Source organism: Actinomadura formosensis (assembly GCF_050948385.1).
Classification (GTDB): domain Bacteria; phylum Actinomycetota; class Actinomycetes; order Streptosporangiales; family Streptosporangiaceae; genus Spirillospora; species Spirillospora formosensis.
Window position 1 is genome coordinate 3,257,943 of the sequence record NZ_CP192011.1, and the last position, 23,182, is coordinate 3,281,124.

Below are 23,182 nucleotides of genomic sequence, written 5' to 3' on the forward strand. Positions count from 1 at the left end.
GGTTTCCGGGTCCCGCAAGGTGCCCGACTCCGGCTAGAGTCTCTTTTCGACAGGCCGCGTTCCCGTCGGTGTTCTGGAGGCCGCTGTGGGCGGAGAGGAGTCCCCTCTCATGGCCGCGCGCGTACCCGAGCGAGGGTTCGGGCCTGGCCCTGAGCGGGGCGCGGCGGACGACCTGCCCGACGGGCTGCTGGTCGCCGACCGGAACGCCCGCGTGGTGGTGTTCAACGCCGCCGCCTCGCGGATCACCGGGATCGCCGCCGCGTCCGCCGTCGGCCGCGACTTCCGCGACGTCCTGCTGCTGCACGATGCCGAGGGCCGCGACTGGTGGAAGTGCCTGGCCCCCTATGACGGCCTGAACACCCGCACCCGCCACCCCGAGCGCGCGCTGTTCCTTCCCGGCGGCACCGAGGTGCTGGTGACCGCCGCCTACCGGCGCGATGACCGGGGCCGGGTAGAACGGTTCACGGTGTGCCTGCGCGACGCCGTGCACCGCGCCCGCCAGGAACGCGACCGCGCCGACCTCGTCTCCACCGTCGCCCATGAGCTGCGCTCCCCGCTGACCAGCGTGAAGGGCTTCACCGCGACGCTGCTGGCCAAGTGGCACCGCTTCAACGACGACCAGAAGCGCGTCATGCTGGAGACCGTCAACGCCGACGCCGACCGCGTCACCCGGCTGATCACCGAGCTGCTGGACGTGTCCCGCATCGAGGCGGGCCGGCTGGAGATGCACCGCCAGGTCGTCGACCTGCCCGAGGAGGTCCGCAAGGTCATCGCGGGCCGGGTCGCGGCCGGCGATCCCGAGGACCGGTTCCACTTCGAGGCGCGCGGTGAACTGCCCGAGATGTGGCTCGATCCCGACAAGATGGACCAGATCCTCGGTAACCTCCTGGAAAACGCGGTGCGGCACGGGGCGGGTACTGTCACCATTGTGGTGGAGCCGGACGCGCATAAGGAGGGAGCGGCCGTGTCGGTGCGCGACGAGGGCGAGGGCATTCCGCCCGAGGCCGTCCAGCGCGTCTTCCGGCAGTTCTGGCGCGGCCCCGGCGGCAACCGCCGCGGCGGCACCGGCCTCGGGCTCTACATCGTCAAGGGCCTGGTCGAGGCGCACGGCGGCATGATCACCGTGCGGCGGGCACCCGGTGGCGGCGCCGAGTTCCGATTTACCGTGCCCGCAGGGGCCCCCGACCACGCCGGCTGAGCGCGCCGCACGCCGCCGGCACGGCACGGTCACCGGGCCCCTGGACGGGCCAGCGCGTCACGCGCACGCTTTCCGGATTCCCACCGCCCGCGCACTAGACTGCGGGCGTCCCACGCCGACCGGAGTCGATCACACCACCATGTCTGCACCCAACAAGTCCTATGACCCCGTCGAGGTGTCCGCGCTGCAGCCCGAGGAGCTGGAGCGGGCTCGTGGCGAGGCGCTCGCGGCGATCGCCGCGGCCGCCGACCTCGACACGCTGAAGCAGGTCCGCCTGGCGCACGCCGGAGACCGCTCCCCGCTGGCCCTCGCCAACCGGGAGATCGGCGCGCTGCCGCCTGCGGCCCGCGCCGACGCCGGCAAGCGCATCGGCGCCGCCCGCGGCGCCGTCTCCAAGGCGCTGAAGGAGCGCCAGGCCGAACTGGAGGAGGAACGCGACCGGCGCGTCCTCGTGGAGGAGACGGTCGACGTCACCCTCCCGTGGGACCGGGCGCCGCGCGGCGCCCGCCACCCGCTGACCACGATGCAGGAGCGGATGGCCGACGTCTTCGTCTCCCTGGGCTTCGAGATCGCCGAGGGTCCCGAGGTCGAGGCGGAGTGGTTCAACTTCGACGCGCTCAACTTCAAGCCCGACCACCCGGCCCGCACGATGCAGGACACGTTCTTCGTCGGATCGGAGGAGACCGGCCTGGTGATGCGCACGCACACCTCGCCGGTGCAGATCCGGGCGCTGCTGTCGCACGAGCCGCCCGTCTACGTGGTGGTCCCGGGCCGGACGTTCCGCACCGACGAGCTGGACGCCACGCACAGCCCCGTCTTCCACCAGCTGGAGGGCCTCGCGATCGACGAGGGACTGACGATGGCCGACCTGCGCGGCGGCATCGACGCGTTCGTCACCGGCATGTTCGGCGAGGGGCTGAAGACGCGGTTCCGGCCGTCGTACTTCCCGTTCACCGAGCCGTCCGCCGAGGTGGACATGCAGTGCTTCGTGTGCCGGGGCGCGTCCGCCGAGCCGGGCGCCGACCCGTGCCGGACCTGCAGCTCGGAGGGCTGGATCGAACTGGGCGGCTGCGGCATGGTCAACCCGCGGGTGCTGGTGGCCTGCGGCGTCGACCCCGGCCGCTACAGCGGCTGGGCGTTCGGGCTGGGCGTCGAGCGGACGCTGATGTTCCGGCACGGCGTGGAGGACATGTACGACATGGTGGAGGGCGACGTCCGGTTCACCCTCCCGTTCGGGATGGAGATCTGATGCGGGCCCCGCTTTCCTGGCTGCGCGAGTACGTCGAGCTGCCGGCCGGTGTCACGGGCCGCGCGCTGGCCGAAAGGCTGATCGCGGCGGGCCTGGAGGTCGAGACCGTCGAGCGGGCCGGCGCCGACCTCGCCGGCCCGCTCGTCGTCGGCGAGGTCCTGGCGATCGAGGAGCTGACCGGCTTCAAGAAGCCGATCCGCTACTGCCAGGTGAACGTCGGCGACGCCAACGGCACCGGCGAGCCGCAGAACATCGTGTGCGGCGCCACCAATTTCGCGGTCGGTGACCGCGTCGTCGTCATCCTGCCCGGCGGCGTGCTGCCCGGCGGTTTCCAGATCGGTGCCCGCAAGACCTACGGTCATCTGTCCGAGGGCATGATCTGCTCGGTCCGCGAGCTCGGCATCGGCGAGGATCACGACGGCATCCTCGTCCTGCCGCCGGACACGGCGGTCGGCGCGGACGCGATCGAGCTGCTCGGGCTGCGCGACGACGTCCTCGACATCGCCGTCACGCCCGACCGCGGCTACGCCCTGTCGATCCGCGGCATCGCCCGCGAGGCCGCCACCGCGTACGGGGTGCCGTTCAAGGACCCGGCGGACGTGGAACTGCCCCCAGAGGACGGGGCGAGCGGAGCGTATCCGGCGAGCATCGGGGATCCGACCGCGTGCGACCGGTTCGTCCTGCGGGAGGTGCGCGGTTTCGACCCGGACGCGAGGACCCCGCTGTGGATGCAGGTCCGCCTGCACCGCGCCGGGATGCGCCCGGTGTCGCTCGCCGTGGACATCACCAACTACCTGATGCTCGAACTCGGCCAGCCGCTGCACGCGTTCGACCGGGGCAGGCTCACCGGCCCGATCGTGGTGCGGCGTGCCGCGCCGGGCGAGAAGCTGGAGACGCTCGACCACGTCAAGCGGACCCTCGACCCCGAGGACATCCTCATCACCGACGAGTCGGGGCCGATCTCCATGGCCGGCACGATGGGCGGCCTCGCCACCGAGATCGGCGAGCGCTCGTCCGACATGGTCATCGAGGCCGCGCACTTCGACGCCATCGGCACCGCCCGGATGAGCCGCAGGCACCGGCTGCACAGCGAGGCGTCCTACCGGTTCGAGCGGGGCGTCGACCGCGAACTGCCGCTCCACGCCTCCTACCGGGCGGCTCAGATGCTCGCCGGGCTGGGCGGCGCGGAGATCGTGCCGGGCGTCACCCATGCCGAGGCGCCGGCCGGGCGGGTCACGGTCACGATGCCCGCCGATCACCCCGACCGGGTCGCGGGCGTCACCTACGGGCGGGACGCGGTCGTCCGCCGCCTGGAGCAGGTCGGCTGCACGGTGACCGGCGACGGCCTCCTGACGGTGGCGCCGCCGTCCTGGCGTCCGGACCTGACCGACCCGAACGACCTCGCCGAAGAGGTGATCCGCCTCGAAGGGTACGAGGACATCCCGGCACGGGCCCCGCGCCCGGTCGCCGGCAGGGGCCTGACCCCGCGGCAGCGGCTGCGCCGCCGCATCGGCCGCGTCCTCGCCGGCGCCGGCTACGTCGAGGCGCTCGCGTTCCCGTTCGTCGCCGAGAAGGACCTGGACGGCCTTCAGCTTCCCGCCGACGACGAACGCCGCCGGACGCTGCGCCTGGCGAACCCGATGTCGGAGCAGGAGCCGCTGCTGCGCACCACGCTGCTGCCGGGCCTGCTCAAGGTCCTCGCGCTGAACGTGGGACGCGGCTTCGGCGACGTCGCCCTGTTCGAGGTGGGCGTGGTGTTCCGTCCGCGTCCGGACGGGCCGGCCGTCGCGCCGCGCCTGCCCGTGGACCGCGGTCCGACGGCCGAGGAGATCGCCTCGCTGGAGGCCGCGCTGCCCGACCAGCCGCACCGGGTGGCGGTCGTGCTGTCCGGCGACCGCGAGCCGTCGGGCTGGTGGGGCGAGGGACGCCCGGCGCTGTGGGCGGACGCGATCGAGGCCGCCCGCACGGTGGCCCGCGAGGTCGGCGTCGAGCTGACGGTCAAGGCCGACCAGCACGCCCCGTGGCACCCGGGCCGGTGCGCCGCGCTCTACGTGGGCGACACCCTGGTCGGTCACGCCGGCGAGCTGCACCCGCGCGTCACCAAGGCGTACGGGCTGCCGGCCCGGTCGTGCGCGATGGAGCTGGAGCTGCGCCGCCTCGGCGACCCGGTCCCGGTCCGCGCGCCGCACGTGTCGTCCTACCCGGTCGCCACCCAGGACGTCGCGCTGATCGTCGACTCCGCGGTGCCCGCCGCCGAGGTGGAGGCGGCGCTGCGCGACGGCGCGGGCGACCTGCTGGAGGCGATCCGGCTGTTCGACGTCTACACCGGCGAGCAGGCGGGGGAGGGCCGCAAGTCCCTGGCCTACTCGCTGCGCTTCCGCGCCCCGGACCGCACCCTGACCGCCGAGGAGGCGTCGCAGGCCCGTGACGCCGCCGTCACGGCGGCGTCCGACCGCACGGGAGCCGTCCTGCGCGGCGCCTGACGAACACCGCGGCGCCTGACGAACACCGACGTGCCCCGGACCCGTGACGGGTCCGGGGCACGTCCCCGTCTCACCCCGCGTAGCCGAGGGTCCCGTCGCGGCGCCCCACGGCGACCAGCCGGTCCATCGACAGCGCCGCCACCGCGTACCAGCCCGCCCCGACCAGCGCCTCGGTCCCGAGCAGGCTCATGATGTGGCCGGTGGACGCGCCGCCGAGGATGCCGCGCACCGCCTCCAGCCCGTGCACGACGGGAAGCGCCTGCGCCGCGACCCGCAGCGGCCCGGGCCAGACCCCGACCGGGACGTTCACACCTCCGAACGTCATGATGATTCCGTAGGCGAAGTTCAGCACCAGCCATTCGACGCCCCGCAGCCGCAAGGCGACACCCGCCAGCGCGCAGCCGTACCCGTAGCTGCTGACGAGGATGAGCACGATGACCGGCATCGCGTATCCGGCCCGCGGCCACGGCAGCGGCACGCCCAGCAGCGGCGGCAGGACGAGCCACGCGACCGATGCGCTGGTCAGCCCGGTCACCGTCCACTGCAGCCCGCGCCCCAGGTACACCGGCAGGTGCCCGGAGGGGGCGATGGCCAGCAGCGGCAGCGTCCCCGTGCGCCGCTCACCGGCCAGCGAGATCACCACGATCGTGGACTCCAGGCAGGCCAGCACCACGATGTTGCCGACCAGCACGTACCGCATGGTGGCCTCGTCGCCGACGTAGCGGCCCAGCAGGGCGTAGAAGGTGGCCTGGCAGAGCAGCCGCATCAGCCACCCGAACGTCCACGTCCGCCAGGTGTAGACGGCGCCCATCTCGGCGAACCCGAGGATCAGCGACTCCCGGACGATCCTGAGCACGTGCCTCATGCGAACCCCACCGTCCCCTCCCGGCGCGCCCGGTTCACATAGCGCCGCGTCAGCCACAGCCCCGCCGCCATCGCCGCCGCGCCCAGCCCCAGGATCGCCGCGACCGACCAGGGCCAGCCGCGGGCGTCTCCGCGCACCGAGCCGCGCAGCAGTTCCGCGCTCCACGACAGGAACACCACGCGGCTGAGGGGATGCAGCCAGCCGGGCAGCACCGTGACCGGGACGAGGATCCCGCCGAGGATGTAGAACGGGTAGCCGAGGGAGTTCTGGAGGACGTCCCGCGCCCGCGACACCACGAGCACCGCCGACAGCAGCGTCGCGGTCCCGACCGTGGCCAGGCAGGTGACCGCCACCGCGAGCGCGAACAGCGCGGGGTCGGCGACCGCCAGGACCCGGCCGAACCCGAGGGCCGCCACCAGCCACGACTCCGCGAACGCCGCCGCGCCGACCAGCACCACCATCGCGACCCGGCCGGCCACCACCGGGCCGAGCGGGACGGGCGTCGCGATCATCGGGGAGAACCGCCCGGCCCAGCGGTCCTCGGGGACGATGCGCCCGGCGTAGTCGAGCGCGGCGACCCAGAGCCCGATCAGCCCCGGCGCCAGGACGGCGTTCGCCACGACGTCCGGGCGGTGCGCCGTCACGGTCAACGCCAGCATCGTCGTGGTCTGCATGGGCGCGATGAGCAGGATGAGCGTGTGCTCGGGATCGCGCCGCGACAGCGCGAGCTGCAGCAGGACCGCATGCCACATCACCCGGAGCATGCTCATACGCGCATCCCGCGGTCGCCGACCGTGCGCAGGTAGACCTCTTCGAGGGTCGGTTCGCCGCGCCGGGCGGTGAGCACGTCGCGCTCCAGCAGCCAGGCGAGGACGCGGCGGGTCCCGTCCCGGCCGGCCGTGTGGACGCGCCAGCCGGTCCCGTCCCGCCGCTCGACGTCGCTCACGTCGGGCAGCAGGGCCAGGGCCTCGGTGAGGGCCGGGTCGGAGTGGGTGAAGTCGACGCACTCGCGGTCACCGAGGAACCGCCCGACCCGCGCGGGGTCCCCGGTCAGCAGCATCCGGCCGCGGTCGATCAGCGTCACCCGGTCGCACAGCGCCGCCGCCTCGTCCATGTCGTGGGTGGCGAGCAGGAACGTGCGGCCCTCCGCGCGCAGTTCGAGGACGAGCCGCCGGAAGGCCCCGGCCGCGACCGGGTCGAGCCCGGACGTCGGCTCGTCCAGGAACAGCACGCGCGGCTCGTGCAGCAGCCCGCGCGCCAGGTGCAGCCGCTGCCGCATCCCGCGCGAGAACGTCTCCACCCGGTCGTCCGCCCGGCCGGCGAGCCCGACCCGCTCCAGCAGCGCGTCGGCGCGCCTGCGGGCGCTCCGGGTGTCGAGCTTGTGGAGCGCACCCCAGAACCGCAGGTTGCGGCGGGCGGTCAGCCGGTCGTAGAGGCCCCGGTCGCCGCCGAGGACGAGCCCCACCAGCGATCGGACGGCACGCGTGTCGGCCACGACGTCGTGGCCGAGGACCCGCGCCGTCCCGGCCGACGGCAGCAGCACGGTGGAGAGGATCTGGACGAGGGTGGTCTTGCCCGCCCCGTTCGGCCCGAGCAGCCCGTGGATCTCGTTCTGCCCGATGGTCATGGTCAGGTCGTCGAGAGCGACGACGGGGTCCCGGTGCCTGCGCGAGTAGGTGCGGCGCAGCCCGGAGGTGTGCACGGCGGCTTCCATGTCCTCGACCGTCGCCCTAAGACGTGTGCCCGGACCATAAGCCCGCGCCTCAGATCGCCCGCCGGGCGGCTAAGCCAGGCCGCGGTCGCGGGCGGTGGCGGCGGCCTCGGCGCGGGAGGAGGCACCGAGTTTGGCGAGGATGTTGGAGATGTGGACGCTGGCGGTCTTGGGGGAGATGACCAGTTCCTCGGCGATCTCCCGGTTGGTGCGTCCGCGTGCCAGCAGGCGGATCACCTCCGATTCGCGGGCGGTCAGCGGCCCCCCGGACGGTCCGGCGAGGCCGGCGCGGCGGGCGCGTTCGCGGACGCGGCGGGCCAGGGGCGCGGCGCCGAGGCGGGCGGCGATCCCGGCGCCGCGGTCGAGACGGGCGGCGGCGGACGCGCGGTCTCCGGCCGCCAGGTCGGCGCAGGCCGCGTCGAAGAGCGCCCCCGCGAGCGGGTACGGCCGGTCCAGTTCCTCCCAGGTTCGGATCACGGTGTCCCAGGCGGCGGGGCCGCCGGTCAGGGCGGTCACGGCGGCCTTGTGCGCCGCCGCCACGGGCGTCGCGGCGGGCAGCCGCGCCGCGAGCTCCGCGATCTCGGGGAGGCGCGGGCCGCCGGCGTGAGCGGCGGTCTCCAGCAGCGGCCACAGATGGCAGGGCTGGACGGTCAGGCGGGGATGGCGCAGGACGGCGTCCACGGCGGCGCGGGCCGCCGGGCGGTCCTCCTCCGCCAGCCGCCACTCGATGATCATCTGGGCGAGCGGCAGCGCGGTCTGCGGGAACCCGCCGTCGAGGGGGACGGTGAGCGCCTCCGGATCGGGCCGCGGGCCGGTGCCCCTGGCCGCCAGCAGGGCGATCCGCCAGATCATCAGCTGGAGGCGGAAGGCGGGCCCGTGGTGGCGGTCGAGCCGCCGCGCGAGTGTCCCGGCGGCCTCGTCCCAGCGGCCGAGCAGGTACAGCGCCTCGACCTGGTTGACGGCCGGCGCGAGTCCCGCGCTGTGCGTGAGCCCGGCGTTCTCCGCGATGGTGAGCGCCTCGGCGGCGAGGGACAGCGCCTCGGCGGCGCGGCCCGTGTTCAGCGCGCAGTGGGCCAGCTGGTTGATCGTCCGGGCGAGGTCCCACGGGGGGAGGCCGTCGTGCCTGAGCCGCCGCAGCGCCGTCAGGTCGCCGTCACCGTCCGATGCCGCCGCGGCCGCCACGATCGACTCCAGGGTTCCGGTCGGCAGGCCGAGGGCGCGGGCCAGGCCGAGCCCCTCCCGGGCGCGCCGTTCCCCCTCGTCCATCTCGCCGTAGACCAGCAGCCGGGCGCTCATCACGGCGAGCACCCGGACGCGGGCCGGGATGGGCGCGGCGGCGAGCCGCTCGGCCTCCCGGAGGTCGTCCAGTTCGTCATCCCGGCCCTGGAACCCGCGCAACGACGCGCGGAGGATCAGCAGCAGGGCCGCCCGGCCGGGGTCGCGGCCGCGGTCCGTCTCGTCCAGGGCCCGCTGGACGAGGGGCAGCCCGTGCCGTGGGTCGCCGGCCGCCTCGGCGGCCTCCGCGGCGGCCTGCAGGACCCGGGGCCGGGACAGGCCGGTCAGGGATGCGGCGTCCGGTACCCGGTCCCACAGGTCCAGGACGCGTTCCAGCATGGCCAGCGTCTCGGCGTAGGCGGTGGCCGTGCGCCGTTCCCAGGCGGCCCGCCACGCGGCGGCCAGCGCGTGGGCATGGTCGCCGCAGCCCCGCCAGTGAACGGCCAGTGCGCTCGCCGGCGCGTCGCTGAGGTCCGGGACGCGTTCGATCGTCTCGGCGTACCGGCGGTGAAGGGCGGCGCGTTCGCCCGGCAGGAGGTCCTCGTGGACGGCCTCGCGGATGAGCGCGTGCCGGAACGCGTATCCGTCGCCGTCCGCGACCAGCAGGCCGTGGTCGGCGGCCGGGCGCAGCGCCTCGCTCAGCCGGGGATCGGGCAGGCCGGTCACCGCCGCCAGCAGGCCGTGCCCCACCCGGTCGCCGGAGGCGCTCGCGGCGCGCAGGGCCGCGCGGGTCCGCTCGGGGAGCCGGTGGACGCGGGCGAGCAGCAGATCGCGCAGGGACCCGGGAACCGTCTCGCCGGGGCCGGTGACCAGCGCCTCCACGAACAGCGGATTGCCGGCGGCTCGCGCGTGGGCGTCCCGCACCAGGTCCGGGTCGGCGTGGCCGAGGATGCCGCGCACCTGGTCGCCGACCTCGGCCGGGGTGAGGGGCGGCAGGTCCAGCCGGGTCACGTGGGGGAGGCGGGCCAGCTCCGCGAACAGCGGCCGGGTGCCGGGCTCCTCGGGACGGAAGGTGACCACCGGCAGCACGGGACCGCGCGGCGGGTTGCGGAACAGGAAGGACAGCAGGTCGCGCGTGGAACGGTCGGCCCAGTGCGCGTCCTCCACCACCACGGTGACCGGCTCGCTTCCGGCGAGCCGTTCGAGCAGCGTCAGGACGTGCTCGAACAGCCGCAGCCGCCCGGTGCCGTCGTCGGGCGGCGGCGCGGCGGCGGTCAGCGCGGGCATCAGGCGGGCCAGTTCCGGCAGGGCCGCCGCCGACATCAGCGAGGTGACCGTGTCCCGGCCGGCCTGGCGGAGGACGGCGCTGAACGGCGCGTACGGGAGGCCGGCGGCGCCGAGGTCGAGACAGCAGCCGGTCAGTGCGCGCAGGTCGCGCGTGAACTCGGTGACCAGGCGGGTCTTGCCGCCGCCCGCCTCACCCCCGACCAGGACGGCGGCGGCCTCACCCGCGGACGCCCGCGCGTGGGCGGCGCGTAACCCGGCCAGTTCGGCGGCGCGCCCGGCGAACACGGGGCTGACGTTTCCCACCCGATCAAGGATGCCGGTTCTTATCGCTACTTGTGTTGCGATAAGAGGTCGGATAGTCTCGATGCCGTCACATTGCCGCCCGGCAGGGGAGTCCATTGAGGATCTGAGGTCCGACACCGCGCGTACGGCCGTCCTCGGCCCGCGCACGTGACCTCAGAGCGGACCCTCGTCCCGCCGGGCTTTCTCATGCCCGTCGGCGCGTCGCGCGACCCGCGGTGTCTCCATGCAGCCCGAACCGCTCGAAACCCATGGAGGCCACCCGTATGTCTTTCGCCATCGTGTGCTCGGACCTGTCATTCGCCTGGGCGGACGGCACCGTCGTCCTGGACGGGCTGGACGCCGCGTTCGGCACCGGCCGAACCGGCCTGATCGGCGTCAACGGCTCCGGCAAATCCACCCTGCTGAAGATCATCGCCGGGGAGCTGCGGCCCGCGTCGGGAACCGTCAGCGTCGACGGGGAGATCGGCCACCTGCCCCAGAACCTCGTCCTCGCCGGCGCCCCCACCGTCGCGGACCTGCTCGGCATCGGCGAGACCCGCGCCGCGTTGCACGCCATCGAGCGCGGCGAGGCCACCGAGGAGAACTTCACCGCCGTCGGGGACGGCTGGGACGTCGAGGAACGCGCCCGCGCCGAACTCGACCGGCTCGGCCTCGGCCACCTCGACCTGGACCGGACCGTCCCGACACTGTCGGGCGGCGAGGCCGTGATGGTCGGGCTCGCGGCGCAGTTCCTCGCGCGTCCGGGCGTCCTGCTCCTGGACGAGCCCACCAACAACCTCGACCTGGACGCCCGGCGCCGCCTGTACGACGCGGTCGCGTCCTGGACGGGCGTGCTCGTCGTCGTCAGCCACGACCGCGAGCTGCTCGACCGCGTGGATGAGATCGCCGACCTGCGCGACGGTGCGATCCGGACGTTCGGCGGCAACCTGTCCGCCTATGAGGACCTGCTCGCCGTCGAGAGGGAGGCGGCGGAAAGGGCGGTCCGGGTCGCCGAGACCGACCTGCGCCGCCAGAAACGCGAGCTGGAGGAGGCCCACGTCAAACTCGCCCGGCGCAAGCGCTACGGCGACAAGATGTTCGAGAACAAGCGCGAACCGAAGATCATCATGCAGGAGCGCAAGCGGCAGGCGCAGGTCGCGGCCGGCAAGCACCGCCTCATGCACGAGGAGCGGCTCGCCGATGCCCGCGGCCGGCTCACCGAGGCGGAGGAGGCGGTCCGCGAGGACACCGCGATCCGGATCAAGCTGCCCGCCACCCGCGTCCCGGCCGGCCGCACGGTCGTGACCGTGACCGGCCTGACCGCGCCCGAACCGGAGACCGGCACGCTCACCGAACTGATCGTCCGGGGGCCGGAGCGGCTCGCGCTGGTCGGCCCGAACGGCTCGGGCAAGACGACGTTCCTGCGGATGCTCACCGGTGAACGCGTCCCGGAGGGGACGGAGGTCACCATGGGGGTCGACGCGGTCCGCTACCTGCCGCAGCGGCTCGACGTCCTCGACGAGGACGCCAGCGTCCTCGACAACGTCCGGGCGCAGGCGCCGACGACCCCGGTCAACGACATCAGGGCCGGGCTCGCCCGGTTCCTGTTCCGGGGGGCGCGGGCCGGGCAGCGCGCCGGGACGCTGTCGGGCGGTGAGCGGTTCCGCGCGGTGCTGGCGTCGCTGCTGCTCGCCGAGCCCGCCCCGAAGCTGCTGCTCCTGGACGAGCCGACGAACAACCTCGACATGGCCGGCGCCGCGCAGCTCGCGCAGGCCCTCGCCGCCTACGAGGGCGCGCTGATCGTGGTCAGCCACGACCCGCCGTTCCTGCGCACGCTCGGCATCACCCGCTGGCTCCGCATGGACCGCGCTTCCGGCCTGAGCGAAACAGAGCCGATGTAATGGCAAAAATCAGGTGAACTTGCCCTATGACCGCTGTTACCGTTGCGTTCGCATTCGAGGGGGAGTGAACGGGATGCCGACGAAGCTCAATCAGATCATCGCGGTCGAGAAGGGCGTGAAGAGCAAGGCCGTCCAGGATCTGACCGCGGCGCAGCGGTCCGTGCAGAAGGCTCCGCTGCTGTCCGGCATCTCGCGGACCTACCAGCCGAAGGACGAGGACGGCGAGCAGCTGCCGGCGGAGTCGACCCGCGTCCAGGTCACGGTGGACTCCGTGCTGCGGGACGTGACGCGCTCCTTCACCCGGCTGCTCGACGTGACCGCCACCAAGGACTGGGCGAACTGCGTCGCCCGCGCCGATGTGACCGTGGACGGGACCACGCTGGTGCGCGACGTGCCGGTCACCTACCTGCTGTTCCTGGAGAAGCAGCTCTACGAGCTGCACGCCTTCGTCCGGAAGCTGCCGATCCTGGACGCGGCCGAGACGTGGACGCTCGACCCGTCCACCGACGGGTGGCGGACGGAGCCGGTCCGCACGGTGAAGACCAAGAAGGTCCCGCGCAACCACGTCAAGGCGGAGGCGACCGAGAAGCACCCCGCCCAGGTCGAGGTCTACTACGAGGACGTCGCCGTGGGCCACTGGACGACGGTGAAGTTCTCCGGGGCGCTGCCGGCCCGGCGGGTCAACGAACTGCTGGAGCGCATCGAGAAGCTGCGCGACGCCGTGAGGTTCGCGCGGGAGGAGGCCAACGGCGCCGAGGTGACCGACCAGCGCGTCGGCGACGCCGTGTTCGGCTACATCCTCGGCTGAGCCGGGCCCGCTGCGGGCCCGGCCGTCCGCCGACAACTCAATAGGATCCCCCCGCCGCCGCGCGGGGGGTGCGCGAGGAGCGCAAGCTGAAGCTGAAGCCGAAGCTGATCAGGGCGAGCGTTCAGTGCGGGTTCGAATCCCGCCCCCGGCACCCGCGCCGGGGTGGCCCAACAGGTAGAGGCAGCCGCCCGCTCAACCTCAGATTCTCGCTCCAGAATCAGTATTCACCGCCGATCGCCGGATCACGCGGACGTGGACGACAACCCTTGGGATGCCGGTTCGAATCCGGCTCGCTCCGCTCGTGGGGCGATGGCGTAACGGCAACGCACAAGGGCCTCAGCGTGATCCGCGTCCACCTGATGCCGGCGTGCGAAGTGGGCGGTAACCACAGGGGCCCGGGGGATGGCAAAACCCCCGGGCCCCGCTCCTGCGCGGATCAGGTGAGGACGCGCTTGGTGAAGGTGCGGGTCGCGGCCCAGGTGAGCAGGATCGTCCCGCCGACGATGGCCAGCAGGAACGCCCATGCCGGCATGTGCGGGATGGCCGGGGTCAGCGCGCTCCGCAGCCCCTCGCTGATGTACACCAGCGGGTTGAGCAGGCTGAGGATCTGCAGCCACCGGATGTGGTCCAGCGCCGACCACGGGTAGTACACGCAGCCGAGCATGGTCATCGGCAGCAGCACCATCGCGAACATGACCTGGACCTTCTGCGGGTTCAGCAGCGTGCCGAGCAGCAGGCCGCCCGCGGCCGACATCAGCGCCCCCGCGACCATCACCAGGATCAGGATCGGCCAGTCGTCCACGTGCACCTTGGGCGCCTGGCCCTCGGCGTGGATGAGCAGCACCGCGGGGAAGACCAGCAGCCCGCCGATCAGCCCCTGCGTCGCCGCGGCGATGATCTTCTGGACGGCCAGCAGCGGGACCGGCACCGGCGCCAGCGCCCGGTCGGTGATCGACTTCTGCCAGGTCAGCTCCATCATCAGCGGGAAGATCACCGCCATCATCGCCTGCATGATGATGGACGACCCGACCAGTCCCGGCACGAGGATGGTGGAGAACGTCGGCCCGCCGGGTCCGCCCGCCGTCGCGCCGCCGCCCAGCTTGGGCAGGACGTAGGCGAACACGAACACGAACATCACCGGCTGCACCAGCACCCGGATGAACGTCGACAGGAAGTTCTTGCGCATGACGCGCGCCTCGCGCGCCATCATCGCGGCGAACGTGCGCGGGATCGTCGCCCGCGCCGGCGGCGGCGGGGCCAGGACGGCGGTGCTCATCGGATTCCTCGATTCTGGCCACGAATCGTGGCGGGAGCGACGTGGTCAGTGGCGTCCGGGGAACTCGGCCCGGGCGGGGTGAAGCCCTTCGTTTCGGCGGGAGGCGAGGTCAATCGCGGTACTCCCTTCCGGTGAGGGAGAGGAAGACGGTCTCCAGGCTGGGACGCAGCTGGCTGGCGTCGGTGACGCCGACGCCGGCGGTGGATCCGAGGTCGACGAGCTCGCCGAGGATGCCGTCCGGCTCGGTGGCGAACACGCGGACCTGGCCGTCGTTGACCTCGACCTTGCTGATGCCGTCCCGGTCGCCGAGCCTCTTGATCTCCTGCGGGGCGGCGGCGTCGTAGCTGACGGTGATGACGGTGTCGGCGCCCGCGCTGGACTTGAGCTGGTCCACGGTGCCGCTGGCGAGGATCCTGCCGTGGTCGACGACCGCCACCCGGTCGCACAGCGCCTCCGCCTCCTCCATGTAGTGGGTGGTGAGGACGATCGTCTGCCCGCTCGCCTGGAGGCCGCGCAGCACCTCCCACAGGTTGGCGCGGGTCTGCGGGTCCAGGCCGGCGGTCGGCTCGTCCAGGAACAGCACCTCGGGCCCGTGCATGAGCGCCCGGCAGATCATGACGCGCTTGGCCTGCCCGCCGGAGATCTCGAACGGGCTGCCGCCGCGCTGCTCGGTGAGCCCGAACAGCTCCAGCAGCTCGGCGGCGCGCCTGCGGGCGTCCCGCGCGCCGAGCCCGAAGTAGCGGCCGCGGAACTCCAGGTTCTCGGCGACGGTGAGGTCGCTGTCCAGGCTGTTGTTCTGCGACACGACGCCGATGCGCCGCTTGATCTCCACGGCGTCCTTCACCACGTCGAGGCCGCACACCTGCGCGCTGCCGCCGGTCGGGACGACCAGCGTGGTGAGCATGCCGATGGTGGTGGACTTGCCCGCGCCGTTCGGCCCGAGCAGCCCGAAGAACTCGCCGCGCGGGACGTCCAGGTCGATGCCCTGCACGGCGGGCACCGCGGGACGCGGCCCGGACGCGGGATAGGTCTTCTTCAGGTCGACCGTGCGAACGGCGGCCCCCGGGGGTTCGGTCATGCGCTGTCTTCCTCCGCTTCCTCATCGTGGGAGTAGTTCTCGAACTGCGTGATCAGGTTGAGCAGGAACCTGCGGACGGCCGGCTCGTCGCCCTCGTCCACGACGTCGTAGAGCCGGCTCAGGTCCCGGCCGATCGGCCGGGACTTCTCGGCGAGCAGTTGCCGGCCGGAGTCGGTGATGCGCAGCATCACACCGCGCCGGTCCCGGTAGGAGCGCTCGCGGCGCACGTGCCCGTTGCGCTCCAGCGTGTCGACGACCGAGGTGATCGTGGCGGGGGTGACGAGCAGCCGCTTGGCGACCTCGCCGGGACGCAGCCCGTCCTCGACGATGAGCAGGCGCAGCAGGAAGAACCCGGCCGGGCTGATGCCGTGTCTCTCGATGATCCGCCACACGATCGGGCCGGACAGTCGTGTCGCCAGGCCGAACAGGCGGCCGATCGGCCACTCCTCCCTGGGGCCCCATGCCGCCAGATCACCGAAACCGAGGTTCTCCATGCGGGTGATGTTAGGGGCCAGATGCTTAGCCCGCAAATCTTTTGAGGGCTAATTACTCGCTGGATCATGATGTCAATGTAGGTTGACAGATGCGCCATGTCAACACAAGTTGACAGGCGAAGGTGATGGCCGGTGTTGCATAGGAATCCAGCCTCATGCATACTCTTGCCTATTGCTTCCGAAGGGCTGAGTGGTACATGGGAATCCGGACGGCGGTCGCCGGCGCCAGCGGGTACGCGGGCGGCGAGCTGCTGCGCATCCTCGCGGGACATCCAGAGTTCGAGATCGGCGCGCTGACCGCGGGCTCCAACGCGGGCACCCCGCTGGAGGCGCACCAGCCCCACCTGCGATCCCTGGCCGGGCGCGTCCTGGCCGAGACCACCCCCGAAACCCTGGCCGGGCACGACGTGGTGTTCCTGGCGCTGCCGCACGGCCGGTCCGGGCCACTCGCCGAGCGGCTCGGCGAGGACGTGCTGGTCATCGACTGCGGCGCCGACCACAGGCTCACCGACGCGGCCGCCTGGGAGGCCTTCTACGGGACGCCTCACGCGGGCACCTGGCCCTACGGCCTGCCCGAGCTGCCCGGCCGGCGGGACGCGCTGCGCGGCGCCGAGCGGGTCGCCGTCCCCGGCTGCTACCCCACCGCCGTGTCGCTCGCGCTGTTCCCGGCGTTCGCCGCGGGGCTCGCCGAACCCGACGTCGTCGTGGTCGCCGCGTCCGGCACCTCGGGCGCGGGACGGGCACTCAAACCGCACCTGCTCGGCAGCGAGGTCATGGGCTCGGTCAGCGCCTACGCCGCCGGCGGGACGCATAGGCATACGCCCGAGATGATCCAGAACCTGAGCGCGGTCGCGGGGGAGCCGGTCACCGTCTCCTTCACCCCGACGCTCGCGCCGATGAGCCGCGGCATCCTCGCCACCTGCACGGCCAAGGCCCGCCCCGGCGTCACCGCCGCGACGCTGCGCGCCGCTTACGAGACGGCCTACGCGGGCGAACCGTTCCTCGGGCTGCTCCCCGAAGGGCGGTGGCCCGCCACGTCCATGACGCTCGGCGCGAACACCGTGCTCGTCCAGGTCGCCCTGGACGAGGCGGCCGGCCGCCTCGTCGCGGTCGCCGCCGTCGACAACCTCGCCAAGGGCACCGCGGGCGGCGCGGTCCAGAGCGCCAACATCGCCCTCGGCCTCCCGGAAGAACTCGGGCTGACCACGATCGGAGTGTCCCCTTGAGCGTCACCGCCCCCCGGGGTTTCCGCGCAGCCGGTGTCGTCGCCGGGCTGAAGGAGAGCGGGAACCGCGACCTGGCCCTGGTCGTCAACGACGGGCCGTCCCGCGCGGCGGCCGGCGTCTTCACCCGCAACCGCGTGAAGGCCGCGCCCGTCCTGTGGTCGGAGCAGGTCCTCAAGGGCGGCCGCGTCCGCGCGGTCGTGCTGAACGCGGGCGGCGCCAACGCCTGCACCGGCGCCCCCGGCTTCCAGGACGCCCACGCCACCGCGGAGAAGGTCGCCGGCCTGCTGGACGACTCGGCCGGTGAGATCGCGGTCTGCTCCACCGGGCTGATCGGCGAGCGGCTCCCCATGGACCTGCTGCTGCCCGGCGTCGGCAAGGCCGCCGCCGAGCTGTCGCGCGGGGACGGCGGGCTCGCCGCCGCCGACGCGATCCGCACCACCGACACCGTCGCCAAGATCTCCTTCCGGCAGGGCGCCGGCGGTTACATGATCGGCGCGATGGCGAAGGGGGCCGGCATGCTCGCCCCGTCCCTGGCGACCATGCTCTGCGTCATCACCACCGACGCCGACCTGCCCGCCGGGGTCCTCGACCGGGCGCTGCGCGCGGCCACCGGCGTCACCCTCGACCGGCTCGACTCCGACGGCTGCATGTCCACCAACGACACCGTCCTGCTGATGGCGTCCGGCGCCGCCGGGACCGTCCCGGACGAGGAGGAGTTCACCGCGCTGCTCACCGAGGTGTGCGCCGACCTCACCCGGCAGCTGCTCGTGGACGCCGAGGGCGCGTCCAAGGCCATCGCGATCGAGGTCGTCGGCGCCGCCTCGGTGGACGACGCCGTCACCGCCGGACGCTCCATCGCCCGCAACAACCTGCTCAAATGCGCCATCCACGGCGAGGACCCGAACTGGGGCCGGGTGCTGTCGGCGGTCGGCACCACCGACGCGGCCTTCGAGCCGGACGCCCTCAACGTCGCGATCAACGGCGTGTGGGTGTGCCGCAACGGCGCGTCCGGCGACGACCGCGACAAGGTCGACCTGCGCCCCCGCGACGTGACGATCACCGTGGACCTGTCGGCCGGCCCGCACAGCGCCACCGTCTGGACGACCGACCTCACGGCCGACTACGTCCACGAGAACTCGGCGTATTCGACATGAGCGCGATCACCAGCGGCGCGGAGATCCGCGGCAACCGCGCCGGCGTGCTGTCCAAGGCCGAGACGCTGATCAAGGCGCTGCCGTGGCTGGAGCGGTTCCACGGCAAGACCGTCGTGGTCAAGTACGGCGGGCACGCGATGACCGACGAGGGGCTGCGGCACTCGTTCGCCGAGGACATCGTGTTCCTGCGCTACGCCGGACTGAAGCCGGTGGTCGTGCACGGCGGCGGCCCGCAGATCAACGCGGCGCTCGCCCGCAACGGCATCGACTCGACGTTCACCGCCGGGCTGCGCGTCACCACGCCGGAGGCCATGGAGGTCGTCCGGATGGTGCTGACCGGCCAGGTGCAGCGCGACGTCGTCGGCCTCATCAACCGGCACGGCCCGTTCGCGCTCGGCATGTCCGGCGAGGACGCGAACCTGTTCACCGCCGAGCGCAAGCACGCGATCGTGGACGGCGAGCCGGTCGACATCGGCCAGGTCGGCGAGATCGTCGAGGTGCAGGTCGGCGCCGTCCGGGCACTGCTGGACGACGGCCGCGTCCCGGTCATCTCCAGCGTCGCGCGCGGCGACGACGGCGAGGTCTACAACGTCAACGCCGACACCGCCGCCGCGGCGCTGGCCGTCGCGCTGGACGCGGCGAAGCTGGTCGTCCTCACCGACGTGGAGGGCCTGTACGCGAACTGGCCCGGCAGCGACGACGTGATCGACCGGCTCACCACCGACGAACTGGCCGCCCTGCTGCCGAGCCTGTCGGCCGGGATGGTGCCGAAGATGGAGGCCTGCCTGGCCGCCGTGCGCGGCGGCGTCCCGCGGGCCCACGTGCTGGACGGGCGCGTCCCGCACTCGCTGCTGCTGGAGATCTTCACCGACGAAGGGATCGGAACGATGGTGCTGCCCAGCCCCGTGGGCGGGCCCCTGGGGGAGGAGGGGGCATGAGCGGCGAGGAGCTGCGGAAGCGGTTCGAAACCGCGTTCATGCCGAACTACGGCGTCCCCCCGGTGGTGCTGGCGCGCGGCGAGGGCTGCCGGGTCTGGGACGCCGGCGGCCGCGAGTACCTCGACCTCATCGCCGGGATCGCGGTCAGCTCCCTCGGGCACGGGCACCCGGCCCTCGTCGAGGCCGTGTCGGCGCAGGTCGCGACACTGGCGCACACCTCCAACCTGTTCCTGCACGAGCCCGAGGTGCTGCTCGCCGAGCGGCTGCGGGAACTGCTCGGCGGCGACGGCAGGGTGTTCTTCGCCAACAGCGGCACCGAGGCCAACGAGTGCGCGCTGAAGCTCGCCATCAAGTACGGCGGGCAGAACGGGCGGACGTACTTCGTCGCGGCGGAGAACGGCTTCCACGGCCGGACCATGGGCGCGCTGTCCCTGACCGGCAAGGCGTCGATCCGGGAGCCGTTCGGGCCGTTCGCCCTCGACGTCCGGTTCGTCCCCTACGGTGACGCCGCCGCGCTGGAGGCCGCTGTAGACGAGAATTGTGCGGCGGTGTTCCTGGAGCCCGCGCAGGGCGAGGCCGGGGTCGTCCCGCCGCCGGAGGGGTACTTCACCGCCGCCCGCGAGATCTGCGACGCGACGGGCGCGCTGTTCGTCGCCGACGAGATCCAGTCCGCGATCGGGCGGACCGGGACGTGGTTCGCGTTCCAGCACGAGAACGCCAAGCCGGACATCCTCTCCCTCGCGAAGGGGCTCGGCGGGGGCCTGCCGATCGGCGCGTGCATCGCGTTCGGCCCGCACGGCGACCTGTTCGCGAAGGGCGACCACGGCAGCACGTTCGGCGGCAACCCGGTCAGCGCCGCCGCCGCCCTCGCCGTCCTCGACACCATCGAGGCGGACGGGCTCCTCGCCAACGCCGCCGCGGTGGGGGAGATCCTGGCCGAGGGCCTGGACGGCATCGACCATCCGCTGCTCGCCGGCGTGCGGGGCCGCGGGCTGTGGCGCGCCGCCGTCCTCACCGGCCCGCACGCGGCCGCCGTGGAGACAGCCGCCCGCGCCGCCGGCTTCCTCGTCAACGCGCTGCAGCCGGACGCGCTGCGGATCGCGCCGCCGCTCGTCCTCACCGCCGAGCAGGCGCGGTCGTTCACCGGCGCGTTCCCCGCGATCCTCGACGCCGCCCAGAACGGACGGGAGGGATGATGGCCAGGCACTTCCTCCGGGACGACGACCTGACCCCCGCCGAGCAGGCCGAGGTGCTCGACCTCGCCGCGAAGGTGAAGCAGGACCGGTTCGCCCACCGCCCGCTCGACGGCCCGCGGTCGGTCGCCGTGCTGTTCGACAAGCCGTCCACCCGGACCCGCGTGTCCTTCACCATCGGCATCGCCGAACTGGGCGGCAACCCCCTCGTCATGGACGCGGGAACGAGCCAGCTCGGCCGCGGCGAGACCATCGCCGACACCGCCCGCGTCCTCGAACGGCAGGTCAGCGCCATCGTGTGGCGGACGTCCGGGCAGGAGCGCATCGAGGAGATGGCCGCGGGCACCACCGTCCCCGTCGTCAACGCCCTCACCGACGAGTTCCACCCCTGCCAGATCCTCGCCGACCTGCAGACCGTCCGGGAGGCCAAGGGCGACCTCGCCGGCGTCACCCTCGCCTACTTCGGCGACGGCGCCAACAACATGGCCCACTCCTACCTGCTCGGCTGCGCCACCGCCGGGATGCACGTCCGGATAGGCGCCTCCGCATCCCTCCCGCCCGCCCCCGCCGTCGTGGCCCGCGCCACCGAGATCGCCGCCGCGACCGGCGGGTCCGTGACCGTCACCGACGACGCCGCGCAGGCCGCCGCCGGAGCCGACGTCCTCGCCACCGACACATGGGTGTCGATGGGCCAGGACGGCAAGGACACCTCGCTCTACGAGCCGTACGCGGTGGACGAGAAGCTGCTCGCCCTCGCCGACCCGGCCGCGATCGTCCTGCACTGCCTGCCCGCCTATCGCGGCAAGGAGATCGCCGCGTCCGTCCTGGACGGCCCCCAGAGCCGGGTATGGGACGAGGCAGAGAACCGGCTGCACGCGCAGAAGGCGCTGCTCGCCTGGCTTCTGGAGCGCTCCCGGTGACGACCCCCCTGACCAAGGCCGCCCGGCACGCCCGGGTGATCGAGCTGCTGACCCGGCATCCCGTCCACTCGCAGGGCGAGCTCGCCAAGCTCCTCGGCGACGAGGGCGTCGAGGTCACCCAGGCCACGCTGTCGCGCGACCTGGTCGAGATCGGCGCGGTGAAGCTGCGCGCCGACGACGGCAGCCTGATCTACGCCGTCCCCGGAGAGGGCGGCGAGCGGATCCGGCGGGCCCGCACCGGCGCCGCCGAGACCTTCACCGGACGGCTCTCCCGGCTCGCCGCGGAGCTGCTCGTCTCGGCCGAGGCGTCGGCCAACCTGGTCATGGTGCGGACCCCCCCGGGGGCCGCCCAGTACCTGGCCTCGGCGATCGACCACGCCGAGTGGCCGACGATCCTCGGCACCGTCGCGGGCGACGACTCGATCCTCGTCATCGCGCGCGACCCGAACGGCGGGGAGGACGTCGCGCAGGCCCTGCTCAAGCTGACCGGCGGGCGCGAACGACGAAGCTAGGGCCGCGTGCGGCCCCGTCCCAGCCTTCCGAATCCGAACACTTCGCACAGGAGAGACCAGACATGAGCGAGCGCGTCGTACTCGCATACTCCGGGGGCCTGGACACCTCCGTCGCCATCCCTTACCTCGCCGAGCAGACCGGCGGGGAGGTCATCGCCGTCGCCCTCGACGTCGGCCAGGGCGGCGAGGACCTCGACACCATCCGCAAGCGGGCCCTCGCCTGCGGCGCCGCCGAGGCCGTCGTCGTGGACGCCAAGGAGGAGTTCGCCGCGGACTTCTGCGTCCCCGCCATGCAGGCCAACGCCCTCTACATGGACCGCTACCCGCTGGTGTCGGCGCTGTCCCGCCCGCTGATCGTCAAGCACCTCGCCGCGGCCGCCAAGGAGTTCGGCGGCACCACCGTCTCGCACGGCTGCACCGGCAAGGGCAACGACCAGGTCCGCTTCGAGGCCGGCCTGTCCGCCCTCAACCCCGACCTGAAGGTCATCGCGCCCGCCCGCGACTTCGCCTGGACGCGGGACAAGGCGATCGCGTTCGCCGAGGACAAGGGCCTGCCCATCGACGTGTCGGCCAAGTCGCCGTACTCCATCGACCAGAACCTGTGGGGGCGGGCCGTCGAGACCGGGTTCCTGGAGGACATCTGGAACGGGCCCACCGAGGACGTCTACGACTACACCGCCGACCCCGCCCAGCCGCGTGAGGCCGACGAGGTCGTCATCACGTTCGCGTCCGGCGTCCCCGTCGCCCTGGACGGCCGCCCGCTCACCCCGTACCAGGTCATCGCCGAGCTGAACCGGCGCGCCGGCGCCCAGGGCGTCGGACGCATCGACATGGTCGAGGACCGGCTCGTCGGCATCAAGAGCCGCGAGATCTACGAGGCCCCGGCCGCGATCGCGCTCATCACCGCGCACATGGAACTGGAGAACGTCACCGTCGAACGCGACCTCGCCCGCTTCAAGCGGTCCGTCGACCAGCGGTGGGGCGAGCTGGTCTACGACGGCCTGTGGTTCTCGCCGCTGAAGGACTCCCTGGACGCGTTCATCGCCGATGCGCAGAAGCACGTGTCCGGCGACGTGCGGCTGACCCTGCACGGCGGCCGCGCCGTCGTCACCGGGCGGCGCAGCAAGGCGTCCCTCTACAGCTACGACCTCGCCACCTACGACACCGGCGACACCTTCGACCAGAGCCTCGCCAAGGGCTTCGTCGAGCTGTGGAGCCTGCCCAGCAAGATCGCCGCCAAGCGCGACCGGGAAGCCTGACGGGTCGCCCCGCAGGGTACGGCGGTTTCGCCGTACCCTGTGGCGGGACGCCTGTGTCACCGCGCGGGGACGCCGTGCACACGGCGCCCCCGCGCGTGGCGCCACGGCGCGGAAATGACAACGTTCAGCGGTG

19 protein-coding genes are annotated in these 23,182 nt (G+C 73.1%); 12 read left to right on the forward strand and 7 right to left on the reverse strand.

Annotated elements, in window-relative coordinates; all coding sequences use genetic code 11:
• The first annotated feature begins 109 nt into the window (after positions 1-109).
• The 3 genes from ACQP1N_RS15435 (at position 110) to pheT (ending at position 4,930) form a co-directional block, all read left to right on the forward strand.
• Positions 110-1,198 (forward strand): sensor histidine kinase, encoded by a 1,089-nt coding sequence (locus ACQP1N_RS15435; protein ID WP_067793838.1) that lies wholly within the window; start codon positions 110-112, stop codon positions 1,196-1,198.
• 139 nt (positions 1,199-1,337) lie between these two features.
• The gene (gene pheS, locus ACQP1N_RS15440; protein ID WP_067793839.1) at positions 1,338-2,447 is read left to right on the forward strand and encodes a phenylalanine--tRNA ligase subunit alpha; all 1,110 of its coding nucleotides are present in this window, start codon (positions 1,338-1,340) and stop codon (positions 2,445-2,447) included.
• Positions 2,447-4,930, forward strand: coding sequence for a phenylalanine--tRNA ligase subunit beta (pheT, locus tag ACQP1N_RS15445; protein ID WP_067793840.1), 2,484 nt, complete (start codon positions 2,447-2,449; stop codon positions 4,928-4,930). Before pheS ends, pheT begins: the two co-directional genes overlap by 1 nt.
• Positions 4,931-5,000: 70 nt before the next feature.
• Here the strand turns inward: pheT and ACQP1N_RS15450 are convergent, their stop codons facing one another.
• From ACQP1N_RS15450 to ACQP1N_RS15465, 4 genes are all read right to left on the reverse strand, one after another.
• On the reverse strand, positions 5,001-5,795 hold the full coding sequence (locus tag ACQP1N_RS15450; RefSeq protein WP_131732530.1) for an ABC transporter permease: 795 nt from the start codon (positions 5,793-5,795) through the stop codon (positions 5,001-5,003).
• Positions 5,792-6,565, reverse strand: coding sequence for an ABC transporter permease (locus ACQP1N_RS15455; RefSeq protein ID WP_433232040.1), 774 nt, complete (start codon positions 6,563-6,565; stop codon positions 5,792-5,794). Before ACQP1N_RS15455 ends, ACQP1N_RS15450 begins: the two co-directional genes overlap by 4 nt.
• A complete protein-coding gene (locus ACQP1N_RS15460; protein WP_433232042.1) occupies positions 6,562-7,509 on the reverse strand; it encodes an ABC transporter ATP-binding protein in 948 nt (315 codons plus the stop codon). Before ACQP1N_RS15460 ends, ACQP1N_RS15455 begins: the two co-directional genes overlap by 4 nt.
• A 69-nt stretch (positions 7,510-7,578) precedes the next feature.
• Positions 7,579-10,311: an ATP-binding protein gene (locus tag ACQP1N_RS15465; RefSeq protein ID WP_433232044.1), complete on the reverse strand. Its 2,733-nt coding sequence runs from the start codon at positions 10,309-10,311 to the stop codon at positions 7,579-7,581.
• A 263-nt stretch (positions 10,312-10,574) separates the two neighbouring features.
• Between ACQP1N_RS15465 and ACQP1N_RS15470 the strand changes: the two genes are divergently transcribed.
• Together ACQP1N_RS15470 and ACQP1N_RS15475 are read left to right on the forward strand one after the other, a co-directional pair.
• A complete protein-coding gene (locus tag ACQP1N_RS15470; protein WP_067806528.1) occupies positions 10,575-12,191 on the forward strand; it encodes an ABC-F family ATP-binding cassette domain-containing protein in 1,617 nt (538 codons plus the stop codon).
• Between the two features lie 73 nt (positions 12,192-12,264).
• Positions 12,265-12,999 (forward strand): hypothetical protein, encoded by a 735-nt coding sequence (locus tag ACQP1N_RS15475; RefSeq protein ID WP_067806531.1) that lies wholly within the window; start codon positions 12,265-12,267, stop codon positions 12,997-12,999.
• 436 nt (positions 13,000-13,435) lie between these two features.
• Here ACQP1N_RS15475 and ACQP1N_RS15480 read toward each other — a convergent pair whose 3' ends face one another.
• The 3 genes from ACQP1N_RS15480 to ACQP1N_RS15490 form a co-directional block, all read right to left on the reverse strand.
• Positions 13,436-14,275, reverse strand: a complete 840-nt coding sequence (locus tag ACQP1N_RS15480) for an ABC transporter permease (protein ID WP_067806533.1) — start codon at positions 14,273-14,275, stop codon at positions 13,436-13,438.
• Between the two features lie 109 nt (positions 14,276-14,384).
• Positions 14,385-15,353: an ABC transporter ATP-binding protein gene (locus ACQP1N_RS15485; protein WP_067806534.1), complete on the reverse strand. Its 969-nt coding sequence runs from the start codon at positions 15,351-15,353 to the stop codon at positions 14,385-14,387.
• Positions 15,350-15,847 carry a MarR family winged helix-turn-helix transcriptional regulator gene (locus ACQP1N_RS15490; protein WP_067806536.1) on the reverse strand — a complete coding sequence of 166 codons (498 nt, stop codon included), beginning with the start codon at positions 15,845-15,847 and terminating at the stop codon, positions 15,350-15,352. Before ACQP1N_RS15490 ends, ACQP1N_RS15485 begins: the two co-directional genes overlap by 4 nt.
• Before the next feature lie 197 nt (positions 15,848-16,044).
• Between ACQP1N_RS15490 and argC the strand changes: the two genes are divergently transcribed.
• From argC to ACQP1N_RS15525, 7 genes are all read left to right on the forward strand, one after another.
• On the forward strand, positions 16,045-17,073 hold the full coding sequence (argC, locus tag ACQP1N_RS15495) for an N-acetyl-gamma-glutamyl-phosphate reductase (protein ID WP_067806538.1): 1,029 nt from the start codon (positions 16,045-16,047) through the stop codon (positions 17,071-17,073).
• Entirely contained in the window at positions 17,070-18,227 is a 1,158-nt protein-coding gene (gene argJ, locus ACQP1N_RS15500; protein WP_067806540.1) for a bifunctional glutamate N-acetyltransferase/amino-acid acetyltransferase ArgJ, read from the forward strand. Before argC ends, argJ begins: the two co-directional genes overlap by 4 nt.
• The gene (gene argB / locus ACQP1N_RS15505) at positions 18,224-19,165 is read left to right on the forward strand and encodes an acetylglutamate kinase (RefSeq protein ID WP_067806542.1); all 942 of its coding nucleotides are present in this window, start codon (positions 18,224-18,226) and stop codon (positions 19,163-19,165) included. The genes argJ and argB overlap by 4 nt, the downstream gene beginning before the upstream one ends.
• A complete protein-coding gene (locus tag ACQP1N_RS15510) occupies positions 19,162-20,361 on the forward strand; it encodes an acetylornithine transaminase (protein ID WP_067806544.1) in 1,200 nt (399 codons plus the stop codon). The genes argB and ACQP1N_RS15510 overlap by 4 nt, the downstream gene beginning before the upstream one ends.
• A complete protein-coding gene (gene argF, locus ACQP1N_RS15515; RefSeq protein WP_433232049.1) occupies positions 20,361-21,278 on the forward strand; it encodes an ornithine carbamoyltransferase in 918 nt (305 codons plus the stop codon). Before ACQP1N_RS15510 ends, argF begins: the two co-directional genes overlap by 1 nt.
• Positions 21,275-21,790, forward strand: a complete 516-nt coding sequence (locus tag ACQP1N_RS15520; RefSeq protein ID WP_067807668.1) for an arginine repressor — start codon at positions 21,275-21,277, stop codon at positions 21,788-21,790. Before argF ends, ACQP1N_RS15520 begins: the two co-directional genes overlap by 4 nt.
• 62 nt (positions 21,791-21,852) lie before the next feature.
• Positions 21,853-23,049: an argininosuccinate synthase gene (locus tag ACQP1N_RS15525; RefSeq protein WP_067807671.1), complete on the forward strand. Its 1,197-nt coding sequence runs from the start codon at positions 21,853-21,855 to the stop codon at positions 23,047-23,049.
• Positions 23,050-23,182 lie beyond the last annotated feature (133 nt).

Bases quoted from the DNA above. Each gene is read 5' to 3' on its own strand.
- ACQP1N_RS15470 (WP_067806528.1), top strand. From the start codon at position 10,575: ATGTCTTTCGCCATCGTGTGCTCGGACCTGTCATTCGCCTGGGCGGAC.
- ACQP1N_RS15525 (WP_067807671.1), top strand. From the start codon at position 21,853: ATGAGCGAGCGCGTCGTACTCGCATACTCCGGGGGCCTGGACACCTCC.
- pheT (WP_067793840.1), top strand. From the start codon at position 2,447: ATGCGGGCCCCGCTTTCCTGGCTGCGCGAGTACGTCGAGCTGCCGGCC.
- argB (WP_067806542.1), top strand. From the start codon at position 18,224: ATGAGCGCGATCACCAGCGGCGCGGAGATCCGCGGCAACCGCGCCGGC.
- ACQP1N_RS15475 (WP_067806531.1), top strand. From the start codon at position 12,265: ATGCCGACGAAGCTCAATCAGATCATCGCGGTCGAGAAGGGCGTGAAG.
- ACQP1N_RS15450 (WP_131732530.1), bottom strand. From the start codon at position 5,795: ATGAGGCACGTGCTCAGGATCGTCCGGGAGTCGCTGATCCTCGGGTTC.
- ACQP1N_RS15455 (WP_433232040.1), bottom strand. From the start codon at position 6,565: ATGAGCATGCTCCGGGTGATGTGGCATGCGGTCCTGCTGCAGCTCGCG.
- ACQP1N_RS15435 (WP_067793838.1), top strand. From the start codon at position 110: ATGGCCGCGCGCGTACCCGAGCGAGGGTTCGGGCCTGGCCCTGAGCGG.
- ACQP1N_RS15480 (WP_067806533.1), bottom strand. From the start codon at position 14,275: ATGAGCACCGCCGTCCTGGCCCCGCCGCCGCCGGCGCGGGCGACGATC.
- argC (WP_067806538.1), top strand. From the start codon at position 16,045: ATGGGAATCCGGACGGCGGTCGCCGGCGCCAGCGGGTACGCGGGCGGC.
- argF (WP_433232049.1), top strand. From the start codon at position 20,361: ATGGCCAGGCACTTCCTCCGGGACGACGACCTGACCCCCGCCGAGCAG.
- pheS (WP_067793839.1), top strand. From the start codon at position 1,338: ATGTCTGCACCCAACAAGTCCTATGACCCCGTCGAGGTGTCCGCGCTG.
- ACQP1N_RS15490 (WP_067806536.1), bottom strand. From the start codon at position 15,847: ATGGAGAACCTCGGTTTCGGTGATCTGGCGGCATGGGGCCCCAGGGAG.
- ACQP1N_RS15510 (WP_067806544.1), top strand. From the start codon at position 19,162: ATGAGCGGCGAGGAGCTGCGGAAGCGGTTCGAAACCGCGTTCATGCCG.
- ACQP1N_RS15460 (WP_433232042.1), bottom strand. From the start codon at position 7,509: ATGGAAGCCGCCGTGCACACCTCCGGGCTGCGCCGCACCTACTCGCGC.
- ACQP1N_RS15485 (WP_067806534.1), bottom strand. From the start codon at position 15,353: ATGACCGAACCCCCGGGGGCCGCCGTTCGCACGGTCGACCTGAAGAAG.